The organism is Micromonospora chalcea (genome assembly GCF_028768405.1).
In the GTDB taxonomy this organism is placed as follows: domain Bacteria; phylum Actinomycetota; class Actinomycetes; order Mycobacteriales; family Micromonosporaceae; genus Micromonospora; species Micromonospora chalcea.
In genome coordinates, this window is record NZ_CP118233.1 from 4,060,703 (window position 1) to 4,087,237 (window position 26,535).

A 26,535-nucleotide genomic window follows, 5' to 3' on the forward strand; every position below is an offset into this window, starting at 1 on the left:
TTCCTACTGCTTAGCGGTACGACCCGAAGTCGAAGTCGTCCAGCGGAACCGCCTGGCCGCTGGCCGGCCCGAAGCCGTAGTCGGTCTCCGGGTAGCCGGTCATCGAGTAGACCTTGGCCTTCGCCTCCTCGGTCGGCTCGACCCGGACGTTGCGGTACTTGCTGATGCCCGTACCGGCCGGGATGAGCTTACCGATGATCACGTTCTCCTTGAGGCCGATCAGCGAGTCGCTGCGGGCGTGGATCGCCGCGTCCGTCAGCACCCGGGTGGTCTCCTGGAAGGAGGCCGCCGACAGCCAGGAGTCGGTGGCCAGCGAGGCCTTGGTGATACCCATCAGCACCGGGCGACCGGCGGCGGGCTCGCCACCCTCGCCGACGAGCCGGCGGTTCTCCGACTCGAACAGCGCCCGGTCGACCAGCACACCCGGCAGGAACTCGGTCGAGCCGGAGTCGATGACCGTCACCCGCTTGAGCATCTGGCGGATGATGATCTCGATGTGCTTGTCGTGGATGAGCACACCCTGCGAGCGGTAGACCTCCTGGACCTCCTGGGTCAGGTGGACCTGGACCGCGCGCGGGCCGAGGATGCGCAGCAGCTCGTGCGGGTCGATGGTGCCCTCGGTGAGCTTCTCGCCGACCTCGACGTGGTCGCCGTCGTGCGCCCGGAGCCGGACCCGCTTCGAGATCTTGTCGTAGACGATCTCGTCGCTGCCGTCGTCCGGGATGACCACGATCTTGCGGGACCGCTCGCCGTCCTCGATCCGGATGCGACCGGGGGTGTCGGCGATGGGCGCCTTACCCTTCGGCACCCGGGCCTCGAAGATCTCCTGGACACGGGGCAGACCCTGGGTGATGTCCTCACCCGCGACACCACCGGTGTGGAAGGTACGCATCGTCAGCTGCGTACCCGGCTCACCGATCGACTGGGCGGCGATGATGCCGACCGCCTCGCCGACGTCCACGGTCTTGCCGGTCGGCAGCGAGCGGCCGTAGCACGCACCGCAGACGCCCAGCTTCGACTCGCAGGTGAGCACGCTGCGCACCCGCACCGTCTCGGTACCGGCGGCGACGATCGCGTCCACCAGGATCGAGTTGATGTCCTGGCCGCGGTGGGCCACCACGGTGCCGTCCGGCCCCTTGATGTCGTCGGCCAGCGTCCGGGCGTGCACGCTGGTCTCGGCGTGCTCGTGCACGACCAGCTTGCCGTCGATGCGCTCGCCGACCTGCATCGGGATGGCGCGGTCGGTGCCGCAGTCCTCCTCGCGGATGATGACGTCCTGCGAGACGTCCACCAGACGCCGGGTCAGGTAACCCGAGTCGGCGGTACGCAGGGCGGTGTCCGCGAGACCCTTACGGGCACCGTGCGTGGAGATGAAGTACTCCAGCACGGACAGACCCTCCCGGTAGCTGGCCTTGATCGGCCGCGGGATGATCTCACCCTTCGGGTTGGCCACCAGACCACGGATCGCCGCGATCTGCCGGAGCTGGAGCAGGTTACCGCGGGCGCCCGAGTTGATCATCTTCCACAGCGGGTTCTCCTGCGGCAGCGCGGTGTCCATCTCCTTGGCGACCTCGTTGGTCGCCTTGGTCCAGATCTCGATGAGCTCGCCGCGACGCTCCTCGGCGGTCATCAGACCACGCTGGTACTGCTTGTCGATCCGGTCGGCTTCCTTCTCGTACCGCTCCAGGATCTCCCGCTTGCGCGGCGGAGCGATGACGTCCTCCATGCCGATGGTGACGCCGGACCAGGTGGCCCAGTGGAAACCGGCCTCCTTGAGCCCGTCCAGGGTGGCCGCCAGGGCCACCTTCGGGAAGCGCTCGGCGAGGTCGTTGACGATCGCGGAGAGCTGGCCCTTGCGGATCTCGTAGTTCACGAAGCGGTAGCCCGGGGGCAGCGTCTCGTTGAACAGGACCCGGCCCAGCGTGGTCTCCACGGTCACCGGCTCGCCCTCGGTCCAGCCCTCGGGGGCGGTCCACGGCTCGGCGCCGGCGCCGTTGTCCACACCGACGACGTCGCGCAGCCGGATCCGGACCGGCGCCTGCAGGTGCAGCTCGCCGTTGTCGTACGCCATCCGCGCCTCGGCGTCCGAGCTGAACGCCCGGCCCTCGCCCTTGCCACCCGGAGTGAGGTGGGTGAGGTGGTAGAGACCGATGACCATGTCCTGGGTGGGCATGGTGACCGGCTTGCCGTCGGCCGGCTTGAGGATGTTGTTCGACGACAGCATCAGGATCCGCGCCTCGGCCTGGGCCTCGGCGGAGAGCGGCACGTGGACCGCCATCTGGTCACCGTCGAAGTCGGCGTTGAACGCGGTGCAGACCAGCGGGTGGATCTGGATGGCCTTGCCCTCGACCAGCTGCGGCTCGAAGGCCTGGATGCCCAGACGGTGCAGGGTCGGCGCGCGGTTCAGCAGCACCGGGTGCTCGCCGATGACCTCTTCCAGCACGTCCCACACGACCGGCCGCTGCCGCTCGACCATCCGCTTGGCGGACTTGATGTTCTGCGCGTGGTTGAGGTCGACCAGCCGCTTCATCACGAACGGCTTGAAGAGCTCCAGCGCCATCTGCTTGGGCAGGCCGCACTGGTGCAGCTTGAGCTTCGGGCCGACCACGATGACCGAACGGCCGGAGTAGTCGACGCGCTTGCCCAGCAGGTTCTGGCGGAACCGGCCCTGCTTGCCCTTGAGCATGTCGGACAGCGACTTCAGGGGCCGGTTACCGGGGCCGGTGACCGGACGACCACGACGGCCGTTGTCGAACAGCGCGTCGACGGCCTCCTGGAGCATCCGCTTCTCGTTGTTGACGATGATCTCGGGCGCGCCGAGGTCGATCAGCCGCTTGAGGCGGTTGTTCCGGTTGATCACACGCCGGTACAGGTCGTTCAGGTCGGAGGTCGCGAAACGGCCACCGTCGAGCTGCACCATCGGGCGCAGGTCCGGCGGGATGACCGGGACGCAGTCCAGCACCATGCCGAGCGGCGAGTTCCGGGTGTTCTGGAACGCCGCGACGACCTTGAGCCGCTTGAGCGCCCGGATCTTCCGCTGGCCCTTGCCGGAGCGGATGGTCTCGCGCAGGTTCTCCGCCTCGGCCTCCAGGTCCATGTTCTGGACCAGGGCCTTGATCGCCTCGGCGCCCATGCTGCCGGTGAAGTACTCACCGAAGCGGTCGCGCAGCTCGCGGTAGAGCAGCTCGTCGGTGACCAGCTGCTTCGGCTCCAGCTTGCGGAAGGTGTCGAGGACCTCGTCGAGGCGGTCGATCTCGCGCTGGGCCCGGTCGCGGATCTGGCGCATCTCGCGCTCTCCGCCCTCCTTGACCTTGCGCCGGACGTCCGCCTTCGCGCCCTCGGCCTCCAGCTCGGCCAGGTCGGCCTCCAGCTTGGCGGCCCGCTTCTCGATCTCCGAGTCGCGGCTGTTCTCCGCCTGCCGCTTCTCGGCCAGGATCTCGTTCTCGATGGTCGAGAGGTCGCGGTGACGCGCTTCGGCGTCCACGCTCGTCACGACGTACGAGGCGAAGTAGATGATCTTTTCGAGGTCCTTCGGGGCGAGGTCCAGCAGGTAGCCCAGCCGGCTCGGCACGCCCTTGAAGTACCAGATGTGGGTCACCGGAGCGGCCAGCTCGATGTGACCCATCCGCTCCCGGCGAACCTTGGAGCGGGTCACCTCGACGCCGCAGCGCTCGCAGATGATGCCCTTGAAGCGGACCCGCTTGTACTTACCGCAGTAGCACTCCCAGTCCCGCTGAGGACCGAAGATCTTCTCGCAGAAGAGCCCGTCCTTCTCCGGCTTGAGGGTGCGGTAGTTGATGGTCTCGGGCTTCTTGACCTCGCCGTGGGACCACTGACGGATGTCGTCAGCGGTGGCGAGGCCGATGCGCAGCTCGTCGAAGAAGTTGACGTCGAGCACTATGTCCCCTATGTCGTCGTCTTTACAGCTAGATCATGGGCGGGGTCGGGGGCCGGCCGGCCCGCGTCGGGATCAAGCCTGACCGCCCAGAGCGGGCCGGTCGGCCCCCGACCTCACCACTTACACCTCTTCGACCGAGCTCGGCTCGCGCCGGGACAGGTCGATGCCCAGCTCCTCCGCCGCCCGGAACACCTCGTCGTCGGTCTCGCGCATCTCCAGGGCCACACCGTCGCTGGAGAGCACCTCGACGTTGAGGCACAGCGACTGCAGCTCCTTGAGCAGCACCTTGAACGACTCCGGGATGCCCGGCTCGGGGATGTTCTCGCCCTTGACGATCGCCTCGTAGACCTTGACCCGGCCCAGGACGTCGTCGGACTTGATGGTCAGCAGCTCCTGCAGGGCGTAGGCGGCGCCGTACGCCTGCATGGCCCAGCACTCCATCTCACCGAAGCGCTGGCCACCGAACTGCGCCTTACCACCCAGCGGCTGCTGCGTGATCATCGAGTACGGACCGGTCGACCGGGCGTGGATCTTGTCGTCGACCAGGTGGTTGAGCTTCAGGATGTAGACGTAGCCGACCGCGATCGGGTCGGGCAGCGGCTCGCCGGAACGACCGTCGAACAGCTGCGCCTTGCCGCTGCCCCCGATGAGCTGGTTGCCGTCCCGGTTGGGCAGGGTCGACGCCAGCAGACCGGAGATCTCCTCCTCGCGGGCACCGTCGAAGACCGGCGTGGCCACGTTGGTGTCCGGCTCGGACTCGTGCGCGTTGATCGAGCGGAGCTGGCGCTTCCACTCCTCGTCGTCGCCGTCCACGCTCCAGCCGGTCTTGGCCACCCACCCGAGGTGGGTCTCCAGGACCTGGCCGATGTTCATCCGGGACGGCACACCGAGCGGGTTCAGCACGATGTCGACCGGGGTCCCGTCCTCCAGGAACGGCATGTCCTCGATCGGCAGGATCTTGGAGATGACGCCCTTGTTGCCGTGGCGGCCCGCGAGCTTGTCACCGTCCTGGATCTTGCGCTTCTGGGCCACGTAGACCCGGACCAGCTCGTTCACGCCCGGGGGCAGCTCGTCGCCGTCCTCGCGGGAGAAGGTACGCACACCGATGACCGTGCCGGTCTCGCCGTGCGGCACCTTCAGCGAGGTGTCCCGGACCTCGCGCGCCTTCTCGCCGAAGATCGCGCGGAGCAGCCGCTCCTCGGGGGTCAGCTCGGTCTCACCCTTCGGGGTGACCTTGCCGACCAGGATGTCGCCGGGGACGACCTCGGCGCCGATCCGGATGATGCCGCGCTCGTCGAGGTCGGCGAGCATCTCCTCGCTGACGTTCGGGATGTCGCGGGTGATCTCCTCCGGGCCGAGCTTGGTGTCCCGGGCGTCGACCTCGTGCTCCTCGATGTGGATCGAGGTGAGCACGTCCTGCTGCACGAGGCGCTGCGACAGGATGATCGCGTCCTCGTAGTTGTGGCCCTCCCAGCACATGAACGCCACCAGCAGGTTGCGTCCGAGCGCCATCTCGCCCTCGTCGGTGCACGGACCGTCGGCGATGACCTGACCGGCCTCGACGCGGTCGCCCTCGAAGACGACCGGCTTCTGGTTGACGCAGGAGCCGGCGTTGGAGCGGCGGAACTTGTGCAGCAGGTACGTCCGGCGGTGGCCGTCGTCCTGGTGGACCGTGATGTAGTCCGCGCAGAGGTCCTCGACCACACCGCCGACCTCGGCGACGACCACGTCACCGGCGTCGACCGCGGCGCGGTACTCCATGCCCGTACCGACGAGCGGGGCCTCGGCCTTGACCAGCGGCACCGCCTGACGCTGCATGTTCGCGCCCATGAGCGCGCGGTTGGCGTCGTCGTGCTCCAGGAACGGGATCATCGCGGTGGCGACCGAGGTCATCTGCCGCGGCGACACGTCCATGTAGTCCACGGCGCCCGGCGCGACGTCCTCGGTCTCGCCGCCCTTACGGCGGACCAGGACGCGGTCCTCGGCGAAGGTGCCGTCCGACTTCAGCGGGGCGTTGGCCTGCGCCTTGACGAACCGGTCCTCCTCGTCCGCGGTCAGGTAGTCGATCTGGTCGGTGACCCGGCCGTCGATGACCTTCCGGTACGGCGTCTCGATGAAGCCGAACGGGTTGACCCGGGCGAACGTGGAGAGCGCGCCGATCAGGCCGATGTTCGGGCCTTCCGGCGTCTCGATCGGGCACATCCGGCCGTAGTGGGACGGGTGCACGTCCCGGACCTCGAAGCCGGCCCGCTCACGGGACAGACCACCAGGGCCGAGCGCGCTCAGCCGGCGCCGGTGGGTCAGGCCCGCCAGCGGGTTGGTCTGGTCCATGAACTGGGACAGCTGCGACGTGCCGAAGAACTCCTTGATCGCCGCCACCACCGGGCGGATGTTGATCAGGGTCTGCGGTGTGATCGCCTCGACGTCCTGGGTGGTCATCCGCTCGCGGACGACCCGCTCCATCCGGGAGAGACCCACCCGGACCTGGTTCTGGATCAGCTCGCCCACGGTACGCAGGCGACGGTTGCCGAAGTGGTCGATGTCGTCGGCCTCGTAGCCCTCCTCACCGGCGTGCAGCCGGCAGAGGTATTCCACGGTGGCGACGATGTCGTCCTCGGTGAGCGTGCCGGTGGTGATCGGCACGTCCAGCTCGAGCTTCTTGTTGAACTTGTAGCGCCCGACCTTGGCGACGTCGTACCGCTTCGGGTTGAAGAAGAGGTTGTCGAGCAGGGTCTGGGCGTTCTCACGGGTCGGCGGCTCGCCGGGGCGGAGCTTCCGGTAGATGTCGAGCAGGGCCTCGTCCTGGCCGGCGATGTGGTCCTTCTCGAGCGTGGTCATCATGAGCTCGGACCAGCCGAACTTCTCACGGATGCGCTCGGCGGACCACCCGATGGCCTTGAGCAGGACGGTGACGGCCTGGCGGCGCTTGCGGTCGATGCGAACGCCGACCGTGTCGCGCTTGTCGATGTCGAACTCCAGCCAGGCACCCCGGCTCGGGATGACCTTGACGCTGGAGAGGTCGCGGTCGGAGGTCTTGTCCGGCTGCTTGTCGAAGTACACGCCCGGCGAGCGGACGAGCTGGCTGACCACGACGCGCTCGGTGCCGTTGATGATGAAGGTGCCCTTCGGCGTCATCATCGGGAAGTCACCCATGAACACGGTCTGGCTCTTGATCTCGCCAGTGGTGTTGTTGGTGAACTCCGCGGTCACGAACAGCGGCGCGCAGTAGGTGAGGTCCTTCTCCTTGCACTCCTCGATCGAGGCCTTGACCTCGTCGAAGCGCGGAGCCGAGAAGGAGAGCGACATGGTGCCGGAGAAGTCCTCAATGGGACTGATCTCGTCGAGGATCTCCGCGAGACCCGAGCGTGCGTGCGGGTCGTCCGCCGACCGGCCCTGCCAAGCCTCGTTGCCGACGAGCCAGTCGAAGGACTCGTTCTGGATGGCGAGGAGGTTGGGGACCTCGAGGTGTTCGGTGATCCGACCGAAAGAAACTCGGCGGGGCGCGAATGCGCTCGACGTACGACTGGTCTTCGCAGGGCGGGAAGCTGCCAAGATGCGTCCTTCCGAGGACCGGTGCTGCAGAACGGCTGGTACGCGTGCACTCCAATGACCCCACCAGAATTATCCGTAAACGGACATTTCCGAGCAGGGGTCAAGTCGGAAGGCAGCGCAAACTAGCAGTGTAGCCGAGAGGCTAACCGCTGTCCAGCCCACCCCGCAGGTCGTCGCGGAACAAGCCCTGGGACCTCGGAAAACCGGGTCGTCCGGGCCGCTCGGAACGCGACGCTCCTGCCGGTCCGCTCGGGTGCCGCGGCGGCGGTGCTGCCGTTGCCATTACCCGAGTGGTGGCCGTTGCAAGCGCGGAAAGTCTTGCTGATGTCAGCGTGCCTGGCAGGCCGGTGCCGCGTCAAGGGCCGGTTACCGGTCGGGGTGTCTTTCCCACCGACGGGCTACCGACAGACGCCACTGACCAGCCGGCACACGGGCCGTCGTACGCCCTGCTCACACCGCTGCCGTCCGGGACCACCAACACGGCGGGCGGCGATCCGATTCCGGATCACCGCCCGCCGCGACGCGGTGTGCCCCGGCTCACGTGAGCCGGACGCGCGTCAGGTGGAGCAAGGTCACTTCATGGTGACCTTGGCGCCCTCGCCCTCGAGCTTGGCCTTGGCCTTCTCGGCGGTCTCCTTGTTGACCTTCTCCAGGACGGCCTTCGGCGCGGCCTCGACCAGGTCCTTGGCCTCCTTGAGGCCCAGGCCGGTCAGCTCACGCACGACCTTGATGACCTGGATCTTCTTGCCACCGTCGGCGTCGAGGATGACGTCGAACTCGTCCTTCTCCTCCTCGGCCGGGGCGGCAGCGCCGCCGGCGGCCGGGGCGCCCGCGGCCACGGCGACCGGAGCGGCGGCGGTGACCTCGAAGGTCTCCTCGAACTGCTTCACGAACTCGGAGAGCTCGATCAGCGTCATCTCCTTGAACGCGTCGAGCAGCTCGTCGGTGCTGAGCTTCGCCATGTCTGGCGTCCTTTCTCGCAATGAAAACTAAGAACGTGGTGCGCCGGGAGGGCCTCAGGCCGCCTCGGCGCCCTCCTGCTCGCGCTTCTTGTCCGCCAGGGCGGCCGCCGCGCGGGCGGCCTTGGAGAGCGGCGCCTGGAACAGGGCCGCGGCCTTGCTCAGGTTGCCCTTCATCGCGCCGGCCAGCTTGGCCAGCAGCACCTCGCGGGACTCCAGGTCGGCGAGCTTCGTGACCTCGGCCGCGGAAATGGCCTTGCCCTCGAAGACACCGCCCTTGATGACGAGCTTCGGGTTGGCCTTCGCGAAGTCGCGAAGCCCCTTCGCCGCCTCGACGACGTCGCCCGAAACGAAAGTCAGCGCGGTAGGACCGGAGAACAGCTCGTCGAGGCCGGAGATGCCCGCATCGGCCGCGGCACGCTTGGCAAGCGTGTTCTTCGCGACCGTGTAGCTGGTCTCCTTGCCGAGCGAGCGCCGCAGCTGGGTGAGCTGCGAAACCGTGAGCCCGCGGTACTCGGTGAGCACGGTCGCCCCCGCGTTGCGGAAGCTCTCGGTCAGCTCGGCGACGGCCGTGGCCTTGTCGGCCCGGATCGGCTTGTCCGCCATGTCCCTCCTCTCTCGTTGCTCGGAGCTGGTACGCCGGCGACGAGCCAAGGCTCGACGGCGGCGGCGGAGGCATCACGACAACGAAAAAGCCCCGGCGCAGGGCGCACGGGGCGAGGGCCGGCGGCACGGGCACAGTCGGCGGACCATGCATGACACCGATTTTCGCTTACCGCCCTGCGCGGGTCGCCCGTCGTCGCGGGACCTTCGACCGTGCCGGGGCACGGTGACCAGCGGTCTTTGGGTGGAACTACCGCACCAGGTTACGCGACCGGGACCGCAGCGCCAAATCGCGCCCCGGTGCTCCCGGTCACCGCGCCTCAGGCCCGGGTGCGGCGGGCCCAGGCGTAGCCGCTGAGCGCCACCGCCGCCCAGAGCGCCGCCCAGCCGGTGAGCAGCAGGCCGGCACCGGTGGCGACCGGCCCGGTGACCTCCCGCGCGGTCGCCATGACCGGTGGGGCCAGCCACGGCGCGACCGAGCCGGAGAGCCCCAGCACCACCACCCCGACCGCGCCGGTCACCAGCACCGCCACCCCGTAGCCGGCGCTGCGGGTCACGGCCCGGCTGGCCAGCGCGCCGAGCGCCACCGCCGCGGGCAGGGCGAGCAGGTGCGCCCAGAGCCCGAGCGCCACCCCCACGAGCACCGGCCGCTCCCCCGGCGCGACGGCCGCGGTCACCCCGCCGAGCGGCCACGGCAGCGCCAGCGCGACCACCACCACGGCGAGCCCGGCCACCAGCGCGGCGAGCAGCCCGGCCGCCCACTCCCGGCCCGGCCCGACCACCACCCGGGCCAGCCGGCGCTGCACGTCGGGCTCGACGTCCAGCAGGATCTTGGTCTGCCAGGCCAGCACCGGGAACAGGACCACGGCGGAGACGCCGTAGGCCTCCGCCGGGCGGGCCCGGCCGCCGCCGTGGAGGACGCCCAGGACGAGCAGGCCGGCCAGCACCGGCGCCAGCGCCCGTCCGGTACGCAGGAAGCCGGCCAGCCGCAGCCGGACCAGCGCGATCACCGGGCCACCTCCGGCGCCGGCCCGGGGCGGCCCGAGTCCCCGGCCCCGGCGTCAACGTGGCCCACCGGGCCGGATAGCGCGTCCGCATCCGGGCAGTCGTCATCGGCGGACGGGCCGACGGAGGCCGGCACCGGGTGCGTGGCCGGAGGCGGGACGGCGTGGTCGCGTACCCGAAGGATCTGGTGGCCGTCGGCGCGCAGGCGGGCGACGGCGGCGGCCAGCCCGGCGGCCGGCACCGCCAGCTCGACCACGGCGACGGCCGCGCCGCCCGACGGGGCCTGCTCGGTCACCGTGCCGTCGGTGACCGACCAGTGCCGGGCACCGGGCAGCCGGACGGTCTCGCCCCGGTGGTCGCTCACGAGTACGGCGCCACCGGCGGCCAGCACCTCGCCGATGATCTCGGGGACCGCCTCGCGGGCGGCGGCGTCCAGCCCCTCCCAGGGCTCGTCGAGCACCAGCAGGCCGGGCGGGCGCAGCAGCGCCTGCGCCAGGCCGACCTTCTGCGCGGTGCCCTTGGACAGCCGGGGCAGACGGACGTCGTGGAACCGGGCCAGGCCGAGGCGCTCGACCCAGTGGCGCACCGCCCGGTCGGCGGCGGGACCGGACAGGCCGGCGACGCGGCCCATGGCGGTCAGGTAGGCCCCGACGGTGAACGGCTGGTCGGCGGGGAAGCGCTCCGGCACCCAGCCGACCACCCGCGGCCGGTCGGCGACGCGGCCCCGGGACGGACGCAGCACCCCGGCGGTGAGCTGAAGCAACGTGGACTTTCCGGCCCCGTTGCGGCCGAGCACCACGGCGACCTCACCCGGGCCGACGGCGACGTCGACCTGCCGCAGGACCCAGAGGCCGTGCCGGTGGTAGCGGAACCACACGCCGTCGAGCCGCATGCGCCGAGACTGCCACACCGGACAGACGAACGGGGCCCCGCCACGACCTGGTGGCGGAGCCCCGTCCGGGACGTGCTGGTTGCTCAGGCCTCGGTCGAGGCCTCCTGCAGGTTCTTCACGACCTTCGGGTCGACCGGGACGCCCGGGCCCATGGTGGTGGTGAGGGTGACCTTCTTGAGGTACGTGCCCTTGGCCGCGGACGGCTTGGCGCGCAGCACCTCGTCCAGCACCGCGGCGTAGTTGTCGACCAGCTGGGCCTCGGAGAAGGAGGCCTTGCCGATGATCAGGTGCAGGTTGGAGTGCTTGTCCACCCGGAAGGTGATCTTACCGCCCTTGATGTCCGAGACGGCCTTGGTGACGTCCATGGTCACGGTGCCGGTCTTCGGGTTCGGCATCAGACCGCGCGGGCCCAGGATCCGCGCGATCCGGCCGATCTTGGCCATCTGGTCGGGCGTGGCGATCGCCGCGTCGAAGTCCAGCCAACCGCCCTGGATGCGGGCGACCAGCTCGTCGGTGCCCACCTCGTCAGCACCCGCGGCGACGGCCTCCTCGGCCTTCGCGCCGGCGGCGAAGACGATCACGCGGGCGGTCTTACCGGTGCCGTGCGGCAGGTTGACCGTGCCGCGGACCATCTGGTCCGCCTTGCGGGGGTCGACGCCGAGGCGCATCGCGACCTCGACCGTGGCGTCGAACTTGGTGTTGGTGGTGTCCTTGGCCAGCTTGACGGCCTCGACCGGGGTGTAGAGCTTCGACCGGTCGATGACCTCGGCGGCCTTGCGGTAGCTCTTGCTGCGCTGCATTTCTGGTGACTCCTGTGGTCTCTGGCGGGCGCGCGGCGTACGCGGCCCTCCCACGAACAGAAAGATCGGGTGGAGCGGTGGAGCGAGATCAGTCGGCGACGGTCAGGCCCATCGACCGGGCGGTGCCGGCGATGATCTTCTCGGCCTGGTCGATGTCGTTGGCGTTGAGGTCCGCCATCTTCTTCTCGGCGATCTCGCGCAGCTGGGCGCGGGTGACCGAGCCGACCTTCTCCTTGTGCGGGACGCCCGAGCCCTTCTGCACACCGGCGGCCTTGATCAGCAGCCGGGCGGCGGGCGGGGTCTTCAGCACGAAGGTGAACGTGCGGTCCTCGTAGACGCTGATCTCGGCGGGGACGATGTCGCCCCGCTGGGACTCGGTCTGCGCGTTGTAGGACTTGCAGAACTCCATGATGTTCACGCCGTGCTGGCCGAGCGCGGGGCCGACCGGCGGCGCCGGGGTGGCCTGGCCCGCCGGCAGCTGAAGCGTGAACGTCTTGACGAGCTTCTTCTTCGGAGGCATGTCTCTTCCTGGGGCTTGAAACTGGGATTCTCGCCGGTCCGCGGGCGCGCACGGTCAGCGCGGTGCGGACAGCCGACGTTCTAGGGTAGCGCAGCCGTCGGCCACCCTCCGCGCCGAGGTCGGTGGGTGGCGAAACGGCGCACCGGCGGCCACCCCGGAAGGGGCGGGCCGCCGGTGCCGACGTACGTCAGATCTTGGCGACCTGGTTGAAGTTCAGCTCGACCGGCGTCTCCCGGCCGAAGATCGACACCAGCACCTTGAGCTTCTGCTGGTCGGCGTTGATCTCGCTGATCGTCGCCGGCAGCGACGCGAACGCGCCGTCGGTGACGGTGACCGAGTCGCCGACCTCGAAGTCGAGGACCTTGACCTCGGGCTTGGCCTTCTTCTGCTCGGTCTCGACCGCCGGGGCCAGCCACTTGAGCACCTCGTCGAGGCTCAGCGGCGCCGGCCGGTCGGCCCGGTCGGTCGCGCCGACGAAGCCGGTGACCCCCGGGGTGTTCCGGACGCAGGAGTAGGACTCGGCGGTCAGCTCCATCCGGACCAGGATGTAGCCCGGGAAGACCTTCGCCTGGACCTGCGACCGCTTGCCGTTCTTGACCTCGACCTCTTCCCGGGTCGGCACCTCGACCTGGTAGATGAAGTCCTCCATGTCGAGGGAGGTGATCCGGGTCTCGAGGTTGGTCTTGACCTTGTTCTCGTAGCCGGCGTACGAGTGCACCACGTACCAGTCGCCGGGCGCGTAGCGCAGCTTCTGGCGCAGCTCGGCGACCGGGTCGAAGTCCTCGTCCGGGTCCGGCTCGGTGGTCGGGAACTCCGGCTCGCTGGCGGCCTCGACCGACTCGTTGTTGGCCGCCGTCGCCACCGTGGACTGGTTGTCCGGGGTTCCGGCGGTCTCGTCGTACTCAGGCACGCTCGCTCACTTCCGTCAGTATCGCTGTCCGCAGGTCAGCTCGGCTCGCCGAAGACCCACAGCACCGCCTTGGCGAAGCCGTAGTCCAGGCCGGCCACGATCGCCAGCATCACCGCGACGAAGGTGACCACCACGGCCGTGTAGGTCAGCAGCTCCTTGCGGGTCGGCCAGATGACCTTACGCAGCTCTGCCACGACCTCGCGGAAGAACCGCGCGATGCGGGCGAACAGCCCGATCCGCTCGGTGTCCTTGCGGGTCTTCCGGCCCTCGGCCGGCTCGGCCTGCGCCCGCTTACGGGTCGCGGTGCCGCCCCGGGAGACCGGCTCGTCCGCGTCGGTGGCGTCGTCGTCGGCCACGTCGTCGTCGGCCACGCCGTCGACGGTCGCGTCGTCGTTCAGACGCTCGTCGCCGTCGTCCTCGCCGCGGCGCTTGCTCTTGGCCACTTCGCCCTCCGTGCGGGATATGGGGTCGCACGCCGGGCGGCGTGCGCGGCGTGTTGGTCACGCCGGCCGGACCAACCGTCCCGCGACGGGCCGCGGCCGGCGGACCGGCCGGGAGGGCCCGAGCGCCTCGGAACCACCCCACCGGTGCCACCACCACGGGCCGGACGCCGCCGGTGAGGGCGACGCGACCCACGGAACGGTCAGGCCTGAGGCGCAGGGGTGACAGGACTTGAACCTGCAGCCTGCGGTTTTGGAGACCGCTGCTCTGCCAATTGAGCTACACCCCTGTGCGGCAACTCACCTCCACCCGGACACACTGTGCCGAGCGGGGGTCACTTGCCCCACGGCGGACCAGTGTACGGGTAGTCGTGCGACTTTCCCAACCGGTCTGCCCCTCGCGCGTCGGGCGGACCCTCAGCGCGTCGTGCGGATCAGTGCCCGGGCCTGCGACAGCACCTTCTCGCCCTGGCAGGTGGCGGTGATGTCGAGCCTGGCCAGACCGTCTTCGGTGACCTCCTTGACCACCGCCGACACCTCGATCTCGGTGCCCTCGTCGGTGTCCGGGACGACCACCGGCCGGGTGAACCGGACGCCGAAGTCGACCACCGCGTCCGGCGCGCCGGCCCAGCCGGTCACCGCGCGGCCGACCAGGGCCATGGTGAACATGCCGTGGGCGATGACGCCCGGCAGCCCCACGTCGGTGGCGACGCGGTCGCTCCAGTGGATCCGGTTGAAGTCGCCCGAGGCGCCCGCGTAGCGGACCAGGTCCGCGCGGGTCACCCGGTACGTCTGGGTGGGCAGCTCCATGTCCTCAGGCCTCCCCGCGTACGACGATCTTGGACCAGACGGCGACCACCGGCTCACCGTCCACAGTGCTCACATCGGTGCGGGTGGTCAGGAAGCCGTGCCCGCCCCGGGTGGTGACCTCCTCGATGGTGCTCACGCACACCAGCTCGTCGCCGGCCACCACCGGCCGGGTGTACGCGAACCGCTGGTCGCCGTGCACCACGCGGCTGTAGTCGACGCCGAGCGCCGGATCCTCGACGATCTGCCGGCTCGCCGCCATCGTGACGAGCACCGGGAACGTCGGCGGGGCCACCACGTCGGCGTGGCCGAGCGAACGGGCCGCCTCCGGATCGTGGTGGGCCGGGTCGGTCGCGCCGATGGCGGTGGCGAACTCGCGGATCTTTTCTCGGCCCACCTGGTAGGGGGCGGTCGGCGGGTACGTCCGGCCGACGAAGGACGGGTCCAGGGACATGCCGCCGAACCTACACGGAAAACACGAACGCCGATCCGCCCGGTCGGGCGGCCCGGAGGCCACCCGTCAGGTGGATCGGCGTACGCGAAGCTGGTGCCGACCGGCTGCGCCGGTAGCGATCAGCGGGTCTCGCGGTGAACGGTGTGCTTGCCGTCCCGGGGGCAGAACTTCTTCAGCTCGATGCGGTCCGGGTCGTTACGGCGGTTCTTGCGCGTGATGTAGTTGCGCTCCTTGCACTCCACACACGCCAAAGTGATCTTCGGCCGAACATCGGTCGCCTTCGCCACGGCGGAGTGCCTTCCTCGCTCACGGAACAACTACGGCGTGTCAGCCTACGCGCTGACAACGCGGACATGCAAAGTGGGCGCCTGTGGCGCCCGTCCCACCGACCACCGGGTGTACCCGGAGGACGAGAGTAGCGGTGGCCGGACTTGAACCGGCGACACAGCGATTATGAGCCGCTTGCTCTGCCATCTGAGCTACACCGCCGTGGCGGGTCCAGCCGGACCCTCTGAGCCCCCTTACGGAATCGAACCGTAGACCTTCTCCTTACCATGGAGACGCTCTGCCGACTGAGCTAAGGGGGCCTGCCCGATCACCCGGGGGGTGTCGCGCAGGGGAAACAGTACACGACCGCGTCGCCGAGGTGAAATCGGATCCCCCAGGTACGTGTCGGCCCTGCTCAGGGCACCACACGCAGCCGCGGCAGCTCCCCCGTGGCCACCGTCTCCGGGTCGACCTGGGCACCGAACCAGGCCTCCAGACGCTCGTACGGCAGGGGGCGGCTGAACAGGAAGCCCTGGCCGATCTCGCAGCCGATGTCCTGCAGGAGCTCCAGCATCAGCTCGCTCTCCACGCCCTCGGCCACCACCGCCAGGCCGAACTGCTGGGAGAGCGTCACCACCGCGTTCACGATCGCCAGATCACCCGGATCGGTCGCCATGCCCTGCACGAACGACCGGTCCACCTTCACCTCGTGCACCGGCAGCCGGCGCAGCTGGGCCAGGGACGAGTTGCCGGTGCCGAAGTCGTCCACCGAGAGCCGGACACCGAGGTCACGGAGGCTGCGCAGGGTCGGGATGGGACGTTCCGCGCCGTCCAGCACACCGGCCTCGGTGACCTCCAGGGTCAGCCGCTGCGGCGGTACGCCGTACTCGGCCAGCAGATCGCGTACCAGCGCCGGGAAGTGCTGGTCGGTGAGCGTACGCGCGGCGAGGTTGACCGCGACGGAGAGCGGCTGCTCGCCGTGGCTCCAGTCGCGGCTGCGCCGCAGGCTCTCCCGGAGCACGAACTCGGTGAGCCGGCCGAGCTGGCCGGTGTGCTCGGCCACCGCCACGAAGTCGTCCGGCGAGACCGTGCCGTGCGCCGGGTGCTCCCACCGGGCCAGGCACTCCACGCCCACCAGGCGGCGGTCCCGCAGCGTGACCTTGGGCTGGAAGTAGACCTCCAGCTTGCCCTCGTCCAGCGCCCGTTGCAGGTCGCCGGCGAGGCCGAGCCGGCGCAGCGACCGCGACTCCAGCGCCGGGCTGTAGAGCTGCACGCTGCCCGGGACCGACTTGGCGGCGCTGGCCGCCAGGTCGACGCGCTGCAACAACGCCACCGCGTCGCTGCCGTGGTCGGGGTGGACCGCCACGCCGACCACCGTGTCCACGTCCACGGTGAGCGCGTCGAAAACCATCTCGTCGCGGATCTGCTCCCGGAGCTGGGCCGCCAGTTCCAGGGCCGCCTCGGTGCTCTCCAGCCGGAGCGTCACCAGGAACTCGTCCCCACCGGCGCGGCCGACCAGCGCCGAGGAGGGCGCGCAGGCGCGCAGCCGCTCGGCCACCTCGACGAGCACCTTGTCCCCGGCGGCGTGGCCGAGCGACTCGTTGACCTGGCGGAGCCGGTCGACGTCGAAGAGGAGCAACGCGACCACCTCGCCCGGCGCGCCGATCTTCACCGCCTCGGCCACCGCCGCGGTCAGCCGGCGCCGGTTGGGCAGCTTGGTGAGCGTGTCGTGGTCGGCGTCGTGCCGCAGCCGGTCGACCAGGCGAGAATTCTCCAGGGCGACAGCGGCGTGCGCCGCCACCGTCTCCAGGACCGCGACGTCGCGCGCGGTGAAGTGCGAGGGGTCGACCAGCCGGTTGGTCACCTCGAGCGTCCCGATCACCACCCGGCCCGAGCGCAACGGGACGATGATCGTGTCCTTGACGCCCTGTTCGGCCAGGCTGGCCCGGAACTCCGGATCGCTGCACACGCCCCGGCCGACGGTGACCGGGCGGGCCTTCTGCATCGCCCGCTGGCGCAGCTCCACCCCGGTCGGGGCGGTGTCCAGCAGGCCGGGGTCATCGACCCGCGCGGTGAGCAGGGTCTCCGGGTGCCGGCCCTGGGCGGGCAGCCACAACGTCGCGTACTCCGCCTGCATCAGACCCCGGACGCGGCCCAGCAGGGCGTCCGCGAGCGTGCCGTCCTGGCCGCTGGCCGAGATCGCCCGGCTCAGCTCGTACATGCCGCTGAGCGTGCGGTGCTGCTGGAAGAACTCGGTGTACGACCGGTAGACCGCCACCAGCCCCGCGGCCAGCGCGGCCAACGGCACCAGGGACCACCAGGACTGCTCCAGCAACATCAGCACGATCAGGCCGGCCGACACGTTGATGCCGTTGGTCAGCACGCCCGAACGCAGCGCCCGGAACGTCTCCCGGCCGGCGTGCCACCCGATGAGCAGGGTCTGGACCGCGGCGATCGAGGTGAGGCTCACCAGGATCACCATCGCCACCGCGAGGCAGAGGCCCAGCCACGTGGCGGGGCCCACGCCCTCGGTCGGCGGCAGGATGGTCAGCACCAGGGCGCCGACCGAGGTGCCCGCCGCCGCACGCGCGACGTTGAACCAGAGCTTCGGCGCCGACAACCGGTGACGCAGGTGCGTCACGAGCGAGGACAGCGTGTAGATCAGGACGACGGTGAGCGGCGGCAGGAAGTAGAAGGCGAGCACCAGCGGCAGCTCGGTGAGCGTCATACCGAGTGACTGCCGGCGGATGACCACGCCGACGACCGGCCCGCTGGCGACGATCATCAGCGCCAGGAGCAGCACCGCCGGAAGCCACCCGCCGATGGGTGGCTTCGCGATCAATCCGGTGACCGTCGAACAAGCCACCGCTACCAGGGCGAGCGGCGCGGTGATTATCCAGGCGTCCTCGGAGGGTCTGCGCCTCGGGTTGTCTCGCCCGCTCATCCCACTCCCTGTCCGGTGGGTCCCACTCCCGGTCCGGCGGGCAGGACCCACCGGCTTCCGCCCCCGTGGAGGTCAGCCCGGGTCGCTGTCAGACCCAGACGTAGTCGAGGAGGCGGAGGTCGCCCAGGCCGGACTTTGCACTGATTACCGAAACGCCCAAGGCGGCGGAAACGAGGAGGAGCGAGCCAAACAGCCGGCCCAGCCTACGACCAGACATGATTGCTCCTGTCGGGAGAGTTACAACCATCGTGAAGGTTCCACGATCGTGCCACACCCCGCTCACGGGCAAAAGCTGCGCGAGCCCTCGCGCAGGGGCAGTGGCAGGGAAATCATCCGTTCGACAGGCGCGGCTCACCCTCCGGCCCAGCATACCGTCACGATCAGCCCCGCAGCCGCTACGGAAGGCGCGCACAACGACTTCGCGCGTAAACCACGCTTAGCGCCTGATTCACCCGTCAGCCGGCCGGCACCCGGCCACGGCCACAGTAGATGGCGTCGGCGCTCCCGTCGGCCGCCCTCGGACAGCCTCTACCATCATCGATGCCTGAGGCAAGGTTTCACGCCAGGAGAACCGAGTGAATCATCAGCCGGCCGGTGAGGACGCCCCAGCCCTGGCCGATCGCGAGCCGGTGACAGCACCCTGACTGCCGGCCGGCTACCGCCGCTGCCGGTTCACGCGGGCTTCGTGCCGGTGACGTCGTACTCGAACAGCGCCTTGTTGGAGTTCCGCTTGCGGATGGTCTCCACCTTGACGTCCGAATAGCCGAGTTCGCGCAGCATCACGGCATACCAGGTGTGCGCGGGCACCTCGTGCTTGTAGAAGGTGGAGTTTCCGACGATGTAGGAAACGCTGCCGCCCGGCTTCAAGTGCTTCGTCACGCTCTGGAAGTGCAGCCACATGTCGTGGTGGTACTTGTGAACGTAGCTGGCAAGCAGCGGACCGTTCTTGCCGCCGTCGGCCGCGATCTTCTCGCAGACCACCTTCATCGCCCCGTCGACAGGCGTCCCGACGTCCGGCTTCCACGTGTTGAGCTTGCTCGTGGCGGTGCCCCACGTGCCACCGATGGCGCGCCAGTCGAGCTCGCCGGCGTCGCCGGCCACGTCCAGGTAGCGGAGCCAGTACATGTACGGGCGAAGCTCGCGGATGTAGCTCATCCGATTCACGTACGGCGGTGAGGTCAGCACGAAGTCCGCAGGCTCCAGGCCGTCCAGACCCGTCCGCGAATCGCCCTGCCGGACAACCGCCGTGCCGGCGAGGTCGAAACGGGCGGACTCGATGATCGTCGCCATTTCCGTGGCGTACCCGTCGAGCGCCTTGTCGAGGTCGTCGACCACGAAGAGCGCCTGCTCGGCCGGCGCTTCCTTGAAGGACATCGACTGATGGTTGAACGCCGCGTTGGAGCAGGAGATCAGCGACCGGCAGAGACCGATCTCCAGCAGGTCGCGGATCTGCCCGTCGAAACGGTCGATCTCGTTCCGAAGCGCCTTGAGGGCGTGGAGCGCGCCCGGCGACCACCACTTCTCGATCCTGAACAGGCTCGGCTGCCAGAGATCGGCGTCCTCGTCGTGCGCCCGCGCCCCGTCGAGCACACTCGTCACGGCGTCAGCGAGCGCGACGAGCGTGTCCTCCGGGTAGTTCGTCGTCTTGACCGTGCCGAGCCAGACCAGGAACGGGTTGATGTCCACCGACTGCCCCCGGTGGCCGAGCTCGGCAGCCGCGAGAGGCGTCGTGCCCGTGCCCGAGAAGGGGTCGGTGACGATGCTGCCGCTCGGCATGTGCGACATGCGATCGCGGACGAGGCGTACGCCGTAGGCGGGCGTGAGGCGCAACCAGCCGTGCCTCCCCACACCCATGTTGGCGCGGAACGTCATGTGCTCGTTGCGGCTGTGCGCCGCGCGCTCGACGAGCTCCGTCATGCCGCCTCCAGGAGTCGCCGCAGGACGTGCTCCACGCTGGCGCGCAGGTCGGTGGTGTCCCGCCGGAGGTAGCCGACAACGTCCCGCAGGAAACCGAAAGTACTGGACAGGGGGTCATGCCCGCCCACGGCTGGGAAGACACTCCAGTTGCCGGTCAGGTATCGCGAGCAGACCATGTGACCTGGTTCTCGGACAGTCCGAACTCCGCCTTGAGGACCTGGCGGAAGATGCGCTCGCAGCCGACGCCGAACTGCCTGTGGATCGACGTCATGCCGCCCGCGGCTCTGCGCGGCGAACATCAGGGGCGAGGCGACGCCCATTCAGTGACAGAGCGGGTCAGCGCCGTACAGCGCGGTGAAGCCGGCAAGGTCGACCTCGTCGGCCCCTCCCATCTCGGGAAGGCAATCCGCCGACGTGCGGAGCGGCGCGAGCAGGATCTCTCGGTAGAGCCGGTCCCGCTCCTCAGTGCTCGACGCCATGGGACGGCAGCTTACGGCAAAGCTCAGACACCCCCTCGCACCCACACCAATCAAGCAGTTCAGTCCCATTTGGCGCAGATCCGGCGCTCTGCTCGTCACGAGCGCACTTCAGCGGCGAGATGGGCCGAGGCAGCTGCTGCTTTCCTGCCGGCCGGCCAGGGCTTGCCGGTCCACGGCCCACCATTTGCCCAACGCCCATGGATCCACCCCTGCCACCGTTCCCGGCGCCCAATAACTTCCGCGACACCACCAGCTTGCCGACCGATCATGTGTCGATGACCAGGGAAGAGGCTCTTGCCAACCTTCACGACACCGTCGTCTTCTGGAGCATCGGCTCCGCCACCTCGGTTGACGTGGTCATGGCCGCCTGCGACTGCCTGGTGGCAGGCGTCGACAGTCCGACCCTCCGGATCCTGGCCGGCGTCTCCCCCGTGAAGGGCAGCGAGGACGACGATCTGCGCCGCTGGCTGGCTGATGCGTTCGCGGAACTCTCCCTGACCTACTACGGGAAAGAGAGCCGGAAGGCCGAAGAGGAAGTCCTCCGCATCATGGCGCGACGACTGCTCGCCAGGAAGATCGCGCCTCGCGAACTCACGTCCTGGGTCTCACAGTTCATCACCTACGCCGGGACTCCCCTGGCAGGCGAACTGATCAACCTGGAGAGCGCCTACGAGTACGTCGAGGCCGCCAACGAGGTACACATGCTGGTCAGCACCAAGCCCGAGGATCTCGACGCGGAGGTCATCGCCGAAGCTCGACGACTGGTCGGCGACAGCGGCGCCGGCAGGGACCAGGGTTGAGCCACCACGGATTATCCCCGATCTTGTCGTGGACGTCCTTTCCGTGGCCCGCCCACAATCAGTCGCAGACGGCTGGACTCAGCCGGACTCGGCCAGACGAACGAGAACGGCCCCCGATCAGCATCTCTGCTGGTCAGGGGCCGTATCTGCACCTGGTGGCGGGTAGAGGATTCGAACCTCTGTAGCTTTCGCGACGGATTTACAGTCCGCTCCCATTGGCCGCTCGGGCAACCCGCCAGGGCACACCACCGCGTCGCAACGCGGTGGCGGAAGCAAGGATAGCGGTTGCCCCCGGCACCGCCGCAACCGGGTACCGTCAGGAGGTCCCACGCTGGTCAGCGCGGGACGGACCAGGACAGACCGCCGGACAGCAGGAGCATGAGCATGGCAGCGAACCCCTCGTTCGACATCGTGAGCAAGGTCGACCGGCAGGAGGTCGACAACGCTCTCCGCCAGTCGGAGAAGGAGCTCTCGACGCGGTTCGACTTCCGGGGCACGGGTGCCGAGATCTCCTGGTCGGGCGAGGAGGCGATCAGCATCCAGGCGGAGACCGAGGAGCGCGTACGGGCCGCGCTGGAGGTCTTCAAGGAGAAGCTGATCAAGCGGAACATCTCGCTGAAGTCACTCGATGCCGGCGAGCCCAAGCAGTCGGGCAAGATCTTCAAGATCGATGCCAAGGTGGTGCAGGGCATCGACTCGGACAAGGCCAAGGCGATCAGCAAGAAGATCCGCGACGAGGGCCCGAAGGGCGTGCAGGCGCAGATCCAGGGCGACCAGCTCCGCGTCACCGGCAAGAAGAAGGACGACCTCCAGGCCGTCATCACGCTGCTCAAGGGCGAGGACTTCGGTCTGGCTCTCCAGTTCACCAACTACCGGTAAGGGGGACTCTGGCCGGCCTGGTCATCGGGCCGGCCGGGCCTTGCCATCCGCGCGGATGTCGGTCGGCCTCTCCTCGACCCGGCGCGCGCTCCGACCCCTCGCGGGCAAGGACCGCTGATGGGACACGACCCCCTTCGGCCGGACGCATGATCGGAACGTGTTGCAGGCTCCTCGAAGACCCACGGCGGCCTACCGCAACCACCATGGACCGTGAGCCGTCGGCGGGCCTCCGTCATGCCGAAGGCGGGTGCGACCGGCCGGCCGGTCGCACCCGCGAAGGGATATCTCCTAGTCCGTCGCCTCGACACCAGGCGTGGCGGACGTCGCGGGGCCGAGGACCAGGTGCGGATCGAGCACCACGCCGATTGCCTGGTCCGGTGTCAGTGGCAGAGATCCGTTCCTCGCGGTGAGGCGAAGGGACGCTGCGGACCCGTCGGGCCGGAGCAGGTCCACGCTGAGCGTCTCGTACCGCACGACCTCGGCGCCGCGCTCCGCCGGAAGCCGGTGCTCCCGGAGCGAGGTTCGTACTTTGATCTTCTCGCCCGCGGGGCCCACCTGCTGCACACAGGTGCCGCTCGCCGTGCGGGAGGGGCAGGCAGTGGTGATCATCGACGCGAGGGAGGTACCGGCGTTTCGCGTGAGCTGGACCGACAGGTGAGCGTTGCCGTTCCCGGCGCCGAGGGTGCCCTGACCCCAGTAGCCGGTGAGAGTCGTCTCTCCCTCCGTCCCGCCTTGCTTGTTCCAGTTGCTGAGCAGGTCGTGCCGGGCCGGGCCGCTCAGCTCGGGCGCCTGTCGAAGCAGCGCCGGGATGACGGCCGCGTCGATCCGGGCCCAGTCTTCGGGTGTGCCGGCGGCGGTGGTTACGGTCGGGGTGGGCGACGGCCCAGCCGGTGGCACCGGGTCGGTTTGGCGGGGTGCGCGGACGAGCGCGGTGGCCCCGATGGCCACCACGAGGACCGCCACAGCGGCCAACGCCATCCCGCTTCTGCGGTGCCGACGACGCGAGTCGACGGCGGCCCGGAGATCGTCGAGCGGTGGCTGACGGACGGCGTCGGTGATGGTGTCCACGTCGAACCCGCTGAACTCACGATCGGACATCGGCCCTCCTACGACTGGCTACGGCATCGACGGTGTCGGCTGGGGAGAGCAGCAGGGCGAGCGCCTGACGCCCCCGGGACAGCCGGGACTTGACTGTGCCGACGGAGACGCCCAGGGTTCGCGCCACCTCCTCGACCGGCAGGTCCACCAGGTAGTGCAGGGCCAGCGCGTGCCTCTGCCCGTCCGGCAGGCGCCGCAGCGCGGCCAGCAGCGCCAGATGCTCCGGCGCGCTGTCGGCGACCACCGGCGGCGACCACGTCCGTCGCAGCAGCCCGTCGAGCACCCGCCGACGCCGATGCCGGCTGCGGGCGACATTGACCGCCACCCGGCGCAGCCACGCCTCCGGGTTGTCGAGGCCGGCGAACCGGCGGGGCGCGGCGAGCGCCCGGGTGAACGCCTCCTGTACCGCCTCCTGCGCCTCGCTCAGGTCACCGGTCACCGCGTAGAGCTGAACGACCAGCCGCCGGAAACACCCGGCATAGACATCCGCGATCACGTCGTCGTCGGACACCCTCACCTCCCTGCTCAGCTTGTTCCACTCACGGCGGGGCGGAAAGGTTCCGTCGTTTCCGGCCGGCTTCTGCCCACAGGCAACTTCGTTGTTCCGGAGGGCGGGCGTGGGGTCGGGTGGTAGCCATGACCTCCGCGCTGCTCCTCCCCTACCGTCCGGTGCTCGGCCATCCCGTGCTGCGCCGGCTGCTGCCGGGCCTCGCCACGTCCGCGCTCGGTGACGGGCTGGCCCTGGTCGCGGTGACGTGGCTGGCGCTGCAACTCGCCCCGGAGGGGCAGCGCGGCACCTGGACCGCGTTGGCGGTGGCGGCGTACACGCTGCCGGGCGCGGCCGGTGCGGTGCTGCTCGGTCGCTGGCTGGGTGGGCGGAGCGGGGCTCAGCTCGCGGGCTGGGACGCCACGGTACGGGCGGCCGCGCTGGGCGCGATCCCGGCCGCACACCTCGTCGGGGTGCTGGACGCCGGTCTCTACGTCGCCCTGCTGGCGGTGTCCTCGCTGTTGCACCCGTGGGGGTCGGCCGGTCGGTTCACGCTCGTGGCCGAGCTGCTGCCGCAGCGGCACCACCTGGCCGCGAACGCGCTGCTCGGGACCCTCGGCCAGGCGGCGACGATCGTGGGGCCGCCGCTGGCCGGTCTGCTCATCGCCGGGGTGGGCCCGGTGTGGGTGATCGCGATCGACGCGGTCAGCTTCGCCGTGCTGGCCGTCAGCTACCGCCTCGTCATCCCGACCACCCGCCACGCGGGAACAGCCCGCCACACAGGCAGCGCGGGCACAGACCGCCACGCGAGCAACGCGGGCACGGGCAACCGCGCAGAACGGCCGGCCTCCGGATTCCGGATCATCGCGCGGGACCGGTCGCTGCTCGGTCTGCTGTCGCTGTCCTTCGCGTTCTTCTTCCTCTTCGGCCCGTTCTACGTGGCCATGCCGGTGCACGTCACCGACGACCTGCACGCCTCCGCCGGGACGCTCGCGGCCTACTACACCGCGTTCGGCGTCGGCTCGCTGCTCGGCGGGCTGCTCACCGGGCACCTGCGCGGCTGGCCGCCGCGGACCACGCTCGCCGGCATCGTGGCGTTGTTCGGCACCGCGCTGCTGCCGCTCGGCCTGGGCGCACCTGTGGTGCTGTCACTGTCCGCGTTCGCGCTCGCCGGGCTGGTCTGGGCCCCCTACCAGCCGACCGTGACGGTGTTGTTCCAGCGCCGGGCCGGGGCCGCCGACCTGCCTCGCGTACTGGCGGCGAACGGGGCTCTCCTGGTGCTGTCGGTGCCGCTGGGCACCATGCTCGGCGGTCCGGCGACCGCGTTGCTCGGGGCGCGGCCCACCCTGCTGACGTGCGCGGTGGCGATCCTCGTCCTGGGCCTGCTCGTGGCCGGGCGCCCCGGGTGGGGAGGCGCCGGGAGGGGACCGGGCCGCCGGCCGGCCCACCCGGACGCCACCGGTCAGGCGGCCAGTGACTGCTCGGCGCGTACCGCTGTGGCCTCGGCCCGGGCGATCGGCCCGGCGGGCAGCGCGGCGACCGCGGCCCCGACGGCGACCGCCACCCCGGCGAAGACGAACGCCCAGGACACGCCGCCGGCGTGGTCGATGATCAGGCCGGCGATCGAGCCACCGGCGGCGCTCGCCGCGACCGACATGGTCACCACCCAGGTGTACGCCTCGTTCAGCATGCCGGCCGGGGCGATCCGCCCGACCAGCGTGTTCTCCAGGGTGAGCGCGGGGGCGATGGCCGCGCCGCCGAGCACCAGCGCGACGCCGAGCGCGGCCGGGCCGGGCATCACCGCGAAGACGGCGAAGCTGGCCGCGACGGTGCCGAGCAGCCAGGCGAACTGGCGGGTCATGTTGGCGGCGGGCTTGCGTACGCCGAACCAGAAACCACCGATGGCGCTGCCGATGCCCCAGAGCGCGAGCAGCACGCCGGCCAGGCTTTCCGGGTCGTCGGCGCCGGAGTTCCCGGCGAAGGCCGGGACGATGACGCCGGAGGCGCCGAAGGCGATGCCGAGGCTGGCCACGCAGAGCAGCAGCGCGGGGAAGCCGCCGATCCGCAGCGGGCCGAGGCCCCGGGCGTGGTGCTCGCGCGGGTGCGGGCGCCAGCCGCGCATGACCCGGCCGAACGCGACGGCGCCGGTGCCGACCAGGGTGACCACGGCGGCGCCGACGAGCGCGGCGGAGGCGTCGGCGAACAGCACGAACCCAGCCACCAGCAGCGGGCCGATCACGAAGACGACCTCGAAGAGGGTGGTCTCGGCGGCGAGCGCGGTGTTGCGCAGGTGCGCCCGGCCGGTGGCGGGGGCGGTGAGGTCGTTCCAGGCGCCCCGGATCGCTGCGGTGAGCGGCGGGTACGTGGCACCGGCCAGGCCCGCCGCCAGGTAGATCAGCGGGAGGTTGCCGGTGCCGGAGCGGGTGGCGACGAGCAGCCCGAGCAGGGCGAGCGGGTGGGCCAACGCGGTGGCCACCAGGACGGGGGTGGGGCCGACCCGGTCGGCGATGCGTCCGGCGACCGGGCTGAGCGCGGCGCCGGAGAGCGCGTAGATGCCGCCGGCGACGGCGGCCAGGGAGTAGCGGCCGGTGACCTGCTCGACGACGAGCAGCAGCGCCAGCGGGGTCATGCCGATCCCGAGCCGCCCGATGATGCCGAGGATCAGCAGCATCGGCGCGCCGGGGATCCGCCAGACGCCCTGGTACTGGCGCAGTGCGGCCACGGTCGACCTCCGAGGGAGTAATGGGTGGGAGACGTTTCGACCCTAACGGCGCGGCCTGATCGGGGGAAACGCATTGTGCCCGGACACACCACCACGCCCGCG

At 70.1% G+C, this 26,535-nt stretch carries 22 protein-coding genes, 4 tRNA genes and 1 pseudogene; 3 read left to right on the top strand and 24 right to left on the bottom strand.

Translation table 11 applies throughout. The features are described 5' to 3' along the window. Positions 1-10: 10 nt before the first annotated feature. From PVK74_RS17825 to PVK74_RS17920, 20 genes are all read right to left on the bottom strand, one after another. Positions 11-3,898, bottom strand: coding sequence for a DNA-directed RNA polymerase subunit beta' (locus PVK74_RS17825; protein ID WP_043328234.1), 3,888 nt, complete (start codon positions 3,896-3,898; stop codon positions 11-13). Between the two features lie 120 nt (positions 3,899-4,018). Continuing rightward, a complete protein-coding gene (rpoB, locus tag PVK74_RS17830; protein WP_030501613.1) occupies positions 4,019-7,450 on the bottom strand; it encodes a DNA-directed RNA polymerase subunit beta in 3,432 nt (1,143 codons plus the stop codon). A 572-nt stretch (positions 7,451-8,022) separates the two neighbouring features. Further along, positions 8,023-8,412: a 50S ribosomal protein L7/L12 gene (gene rplL, locus PVK74_RS17835; RefSeq protein ID WP_043328232.1), complete on the bottom strand. Its 390-nt coding sequence runs from the start codon at positions 8,410-8,412 to the stop codon at positions 8,023-8,025. Positions 8,413-8,466: 54 nt separating this feature from the next. Then, positions 8,467-9,015, bottom strand: coding sequence for a 50S ribosomal protein L10 (rplJ, locus tag PVK74_RS17840; protein WP_013288643.1), 549 nt, complete (start codon positions 9,013-9,015; stop codon positions 8,467-8,469). A 317-nt stretch (positions 9,016-9,332) separates the two neighbouring features. Further along, positions 9,333-10,022 (bottom strand): hypothetical protein, encoded by a 690-nt coding sequence (locus PVK74_RS17845; RefSeq protein ID WP_104113751.1) that lies wholly within the window; start codon positions 10,020-10,022, stop codon positions 9,333-9,335. Continuing rightward, the gene (locus PVK74_RS17850; RefSeq protein ID WP_274476823.1) at positions 10,019-10,909 is read right to left on the bottom strand and encodes an ATP-binding cassette domain-containing protein; all 891 of its coding nucleotides are present in this window, start codon (positions 10,907-10,909) and stop codon (positions 10,019-10,021) included. The genes PVK74_RS17845 and PVK74_RS17850 overlap by 4 nt, the downstream gene beginning before the upstream one ends. A gap of 83 nt (positions 10,910-10,992) precedes the next feature. Next, complete coding sequence (gene rplA, locus PVK74_RS17855) at positions 10,993-11,709, bottom strand: 50S ribosomal protein L1 (RefSeq protein ID WP_064446621.1); 717 nt, start codon at positions 11,707-11,709, stop codon at positions 10,993-10,995. 88 nt (positions 11,710-11,797) lie between these two features. Further along, on the bottom strand, positions 11,798-12,229 hold the full coding sequence (rplK, locus tag PVK74_RS17860) for a 50S ribosomal protein L11 (protein WP_013288647.1): 432 nt from the start codon (positions 12,227-12,229) through the stop codon (positions 11,798-11,800). Positions 12,230-12,416: 187 nt separating this feature from the next. After that, complete coding sequence (gene nusG, locus PVK74_RS17865) at positions 12,417-13,139, bottom strand: transcription termination/antitermination protein NusG (RefSeq protein ID WP_274476825.1); 723 nt, start codon at positions 13,137-13,139, stop codon at positions 12,417-12,419. 35 nt (positions 13,140-13,174) lie between these two features. Continuing rightward, positions 13,175-13,582, bottom strand: coding sequence for a preprotein translocase subunit SecE (gene secE, locus PVK74_RS17870; protein WP_030501619.1), 408 nt, complete (start codon positions 13,580-13,582; stop codon positions 13,175-13,177). A 214-nt stretch (positions 13,583-13,796) separates the two neighbouring features. Next, positions 13,797-13,869: transfer RNA gene (locus tag PVK74_RS17875), tRNA-Trp, on the bottom strand. Between the two features lie 127 nt (positions 13,870-13,996). Next, a complete protein-coding gene (locus PVK74_RS17880) occupies positions 13,997-14,389 on the bottom strand; it encodes a MaoC family dehydratase (RefSeq protein WP_274476826.1) in 393 nt (130 codons plus the stop codon). Positions 14,390-14,393: 4 nt separating this feature from the next. Then, positions 14,394-14,840 (bottom strand): MaoC family dehydratase N-terminal domain-containing protein, encoded by a 447-nt coding sequence (locus PVK74_RS17885; RefSeq protein ID WP_030501621.1) that lies wholly within the window; start codon positions 14,838-14,840, stop codon positions 14,394-14,396. A 119-nt stretch (positions 14,841-14,959) separates the two neighbouring features. Next, on the bottom strand, positions 14,960-15,127 hold the full coding sequence (gene rpmG / locus PVK74_RS17890) for a 50S ribosomal protein L33 (RefSeq protein WP_013288652.1): 168 nt from the start codon (positions 15,125-15,127) through the stop codon (positions 14,960-14,962). A 129-nt stretch (positions 15,128-15,256) separates the two neighbouring features. Continuing rightward, positions 15,257-15,329 (bottom strand) — tRNA-Met (locus tag PVK74_RS17895). A 25-nt stretch (positions 15,330-15,354) separates the two neighbouring features. Then, positions 15,355-15,427, bottom strand: a tRNA-Thr gene (locus PVK74_RS17900). A gap of 95 nt (positions 15,428-15,522) precedes the next feature. Further along, positions 15,523-18,051, bottom strand: a complete 2,529-nt coding sequence (locus PVK74_RS17905; RefSeq protein WP_030501622.1) for a putative bifunctional diguanylate cyclase/phosphodiesterase — start codon at positions 18,049-18,051, stop codon at positions 15,523-15,525. A gap of 672 nt (positions 18,052-18,723) precedes the next feature. After that, positions 18,724-19,968, bottom strand: coding sequence for a DNA methyltransferase (locus PVK74_RS17910; protein ID WP_274476829.1), 1,245 nt, complete (start codon positions 19,966-19,968; stop codon positions 18,724-18,726). Further along, positions 19,965-20,096, bottom strand: a complete 132-nt coding sequence (locus PVK74_RS17915; protein ID WP_274476830.1) for a hypothetical protein — start codon at positions 20,094-20,096, stop codon at positions 19,965-19,967. Before PVK74_RS17915 ends, PVK74_RS17910 begins: the two co-directional genes overlap by 4 nt. Positions 20,097-20,288: 192 nt before the next feature. After that, entirely contained in the window at positions 20,289-20,447 is a 159-nt protein-coding gene (locus tag PVK74_RS17920; protein WP_157560792.1) for a hypothetical protein, read from the bottom strand. Between the two features lie 197 nt (positions 20,448-20,644). Here PVK74_RS17920 and PVK74_RS17925 point away from each other — a divergent pair, with 197 nt between their 5' ends. After that, the gene (locus PVK74_RS17925; RefSeq protein WP_274476831.1) at positions 20,645-21,247 is read left to right on the top strand and encodes a hypothetical protein; all 603 of its coding nucleotides are present in this window, start codon (positions 20,645-20,647) and stop codon (positions 21,245-21,247) included. Between the two features lie 153 nt (positions 21,248-21,400). On the opposite strand, the gene PVK74_RS17930 is transcribed toward PVK74_RS17925, so the two are convergent. Then, positions 21,401-21,484: transfer RNA gene (locus PVK74_RS17930), tRNA-Tyr, on the bottom strand. Positions 21,485-21,631: 147 nt separating this feature from the next. Here PVK74_RS17930 and PVK74_RS17935 point away from each other — a divergent pair. Beyond that, positions 21,632-22,126: a YajQ family cyclic di-GMP-binding protein gene (locus PVK74_RS17935; RefSeq protein ID WP_064446624.1), complete on the top strand. Its 495-nt coding sequence runs from the start codon at positions 21,632-21,634 to the stop codon at positions 22,124-22,126. Between the two features lie 288 nt (positions 22,127-22,414). On the opposite strand, the gene PVK74_RS17940 is transcribed toward PVK74_RS17935, so the two are convergent. Together PVK74_RS17940 and PVK74_RS17945 are read right to left on the bottom strand one after the other, a co-directional pair. Next, a complete protein-coding gene (locus PVK74_RS17940) occupies positions 22,415-23,194 on the bottom strand; it encodes a hypothetical protein (protein WP_274476832.1) in 780 nt (259 codons plus the stop codon). 16 nt (positions 23,195-23,210) lie between these two features. Next, the gene (locus PVK74_RS17945; RefSeq protein ID WP_043328223.1) at positions 23,211-23,735 is read right to left on the bottom strand and encodes an RNA polymerase sigma factor; all 525 of its coding nucleotides are present in this window, start codon (positions 23,733-23,735) and stop codon (positions 23,211-23,213) included. Positions 23,736-23,860: 125 nt separating this feature from the next. On the opposite strand from PVK74_RS17945, the pseudogene PVK74_RS17950 reads away from it, so the two are divergent. Continuing rightward, positions 23,861-25,108 (top strand): annotated as a pseudogene (locus PVK74_RS17950) (MFS transporter); the annotation flags it as partial. 65 nt (positions 25,109-25,173) lie between these two features. Here PVK74_RS17950 and PVK74_RS17955 read toward each other — a convergent pair. Beyond that, entirely contained in the window at positions 25,174-26,433 is a 1,260-nt protein-coding gene (locus tag PVK74_RS17955; RefSeq protein ID WP_274476833.1) for an MFS transporter, read from the bottom strand. Positions 26,434-26,535: the final 102 nt, after the last annotated feature.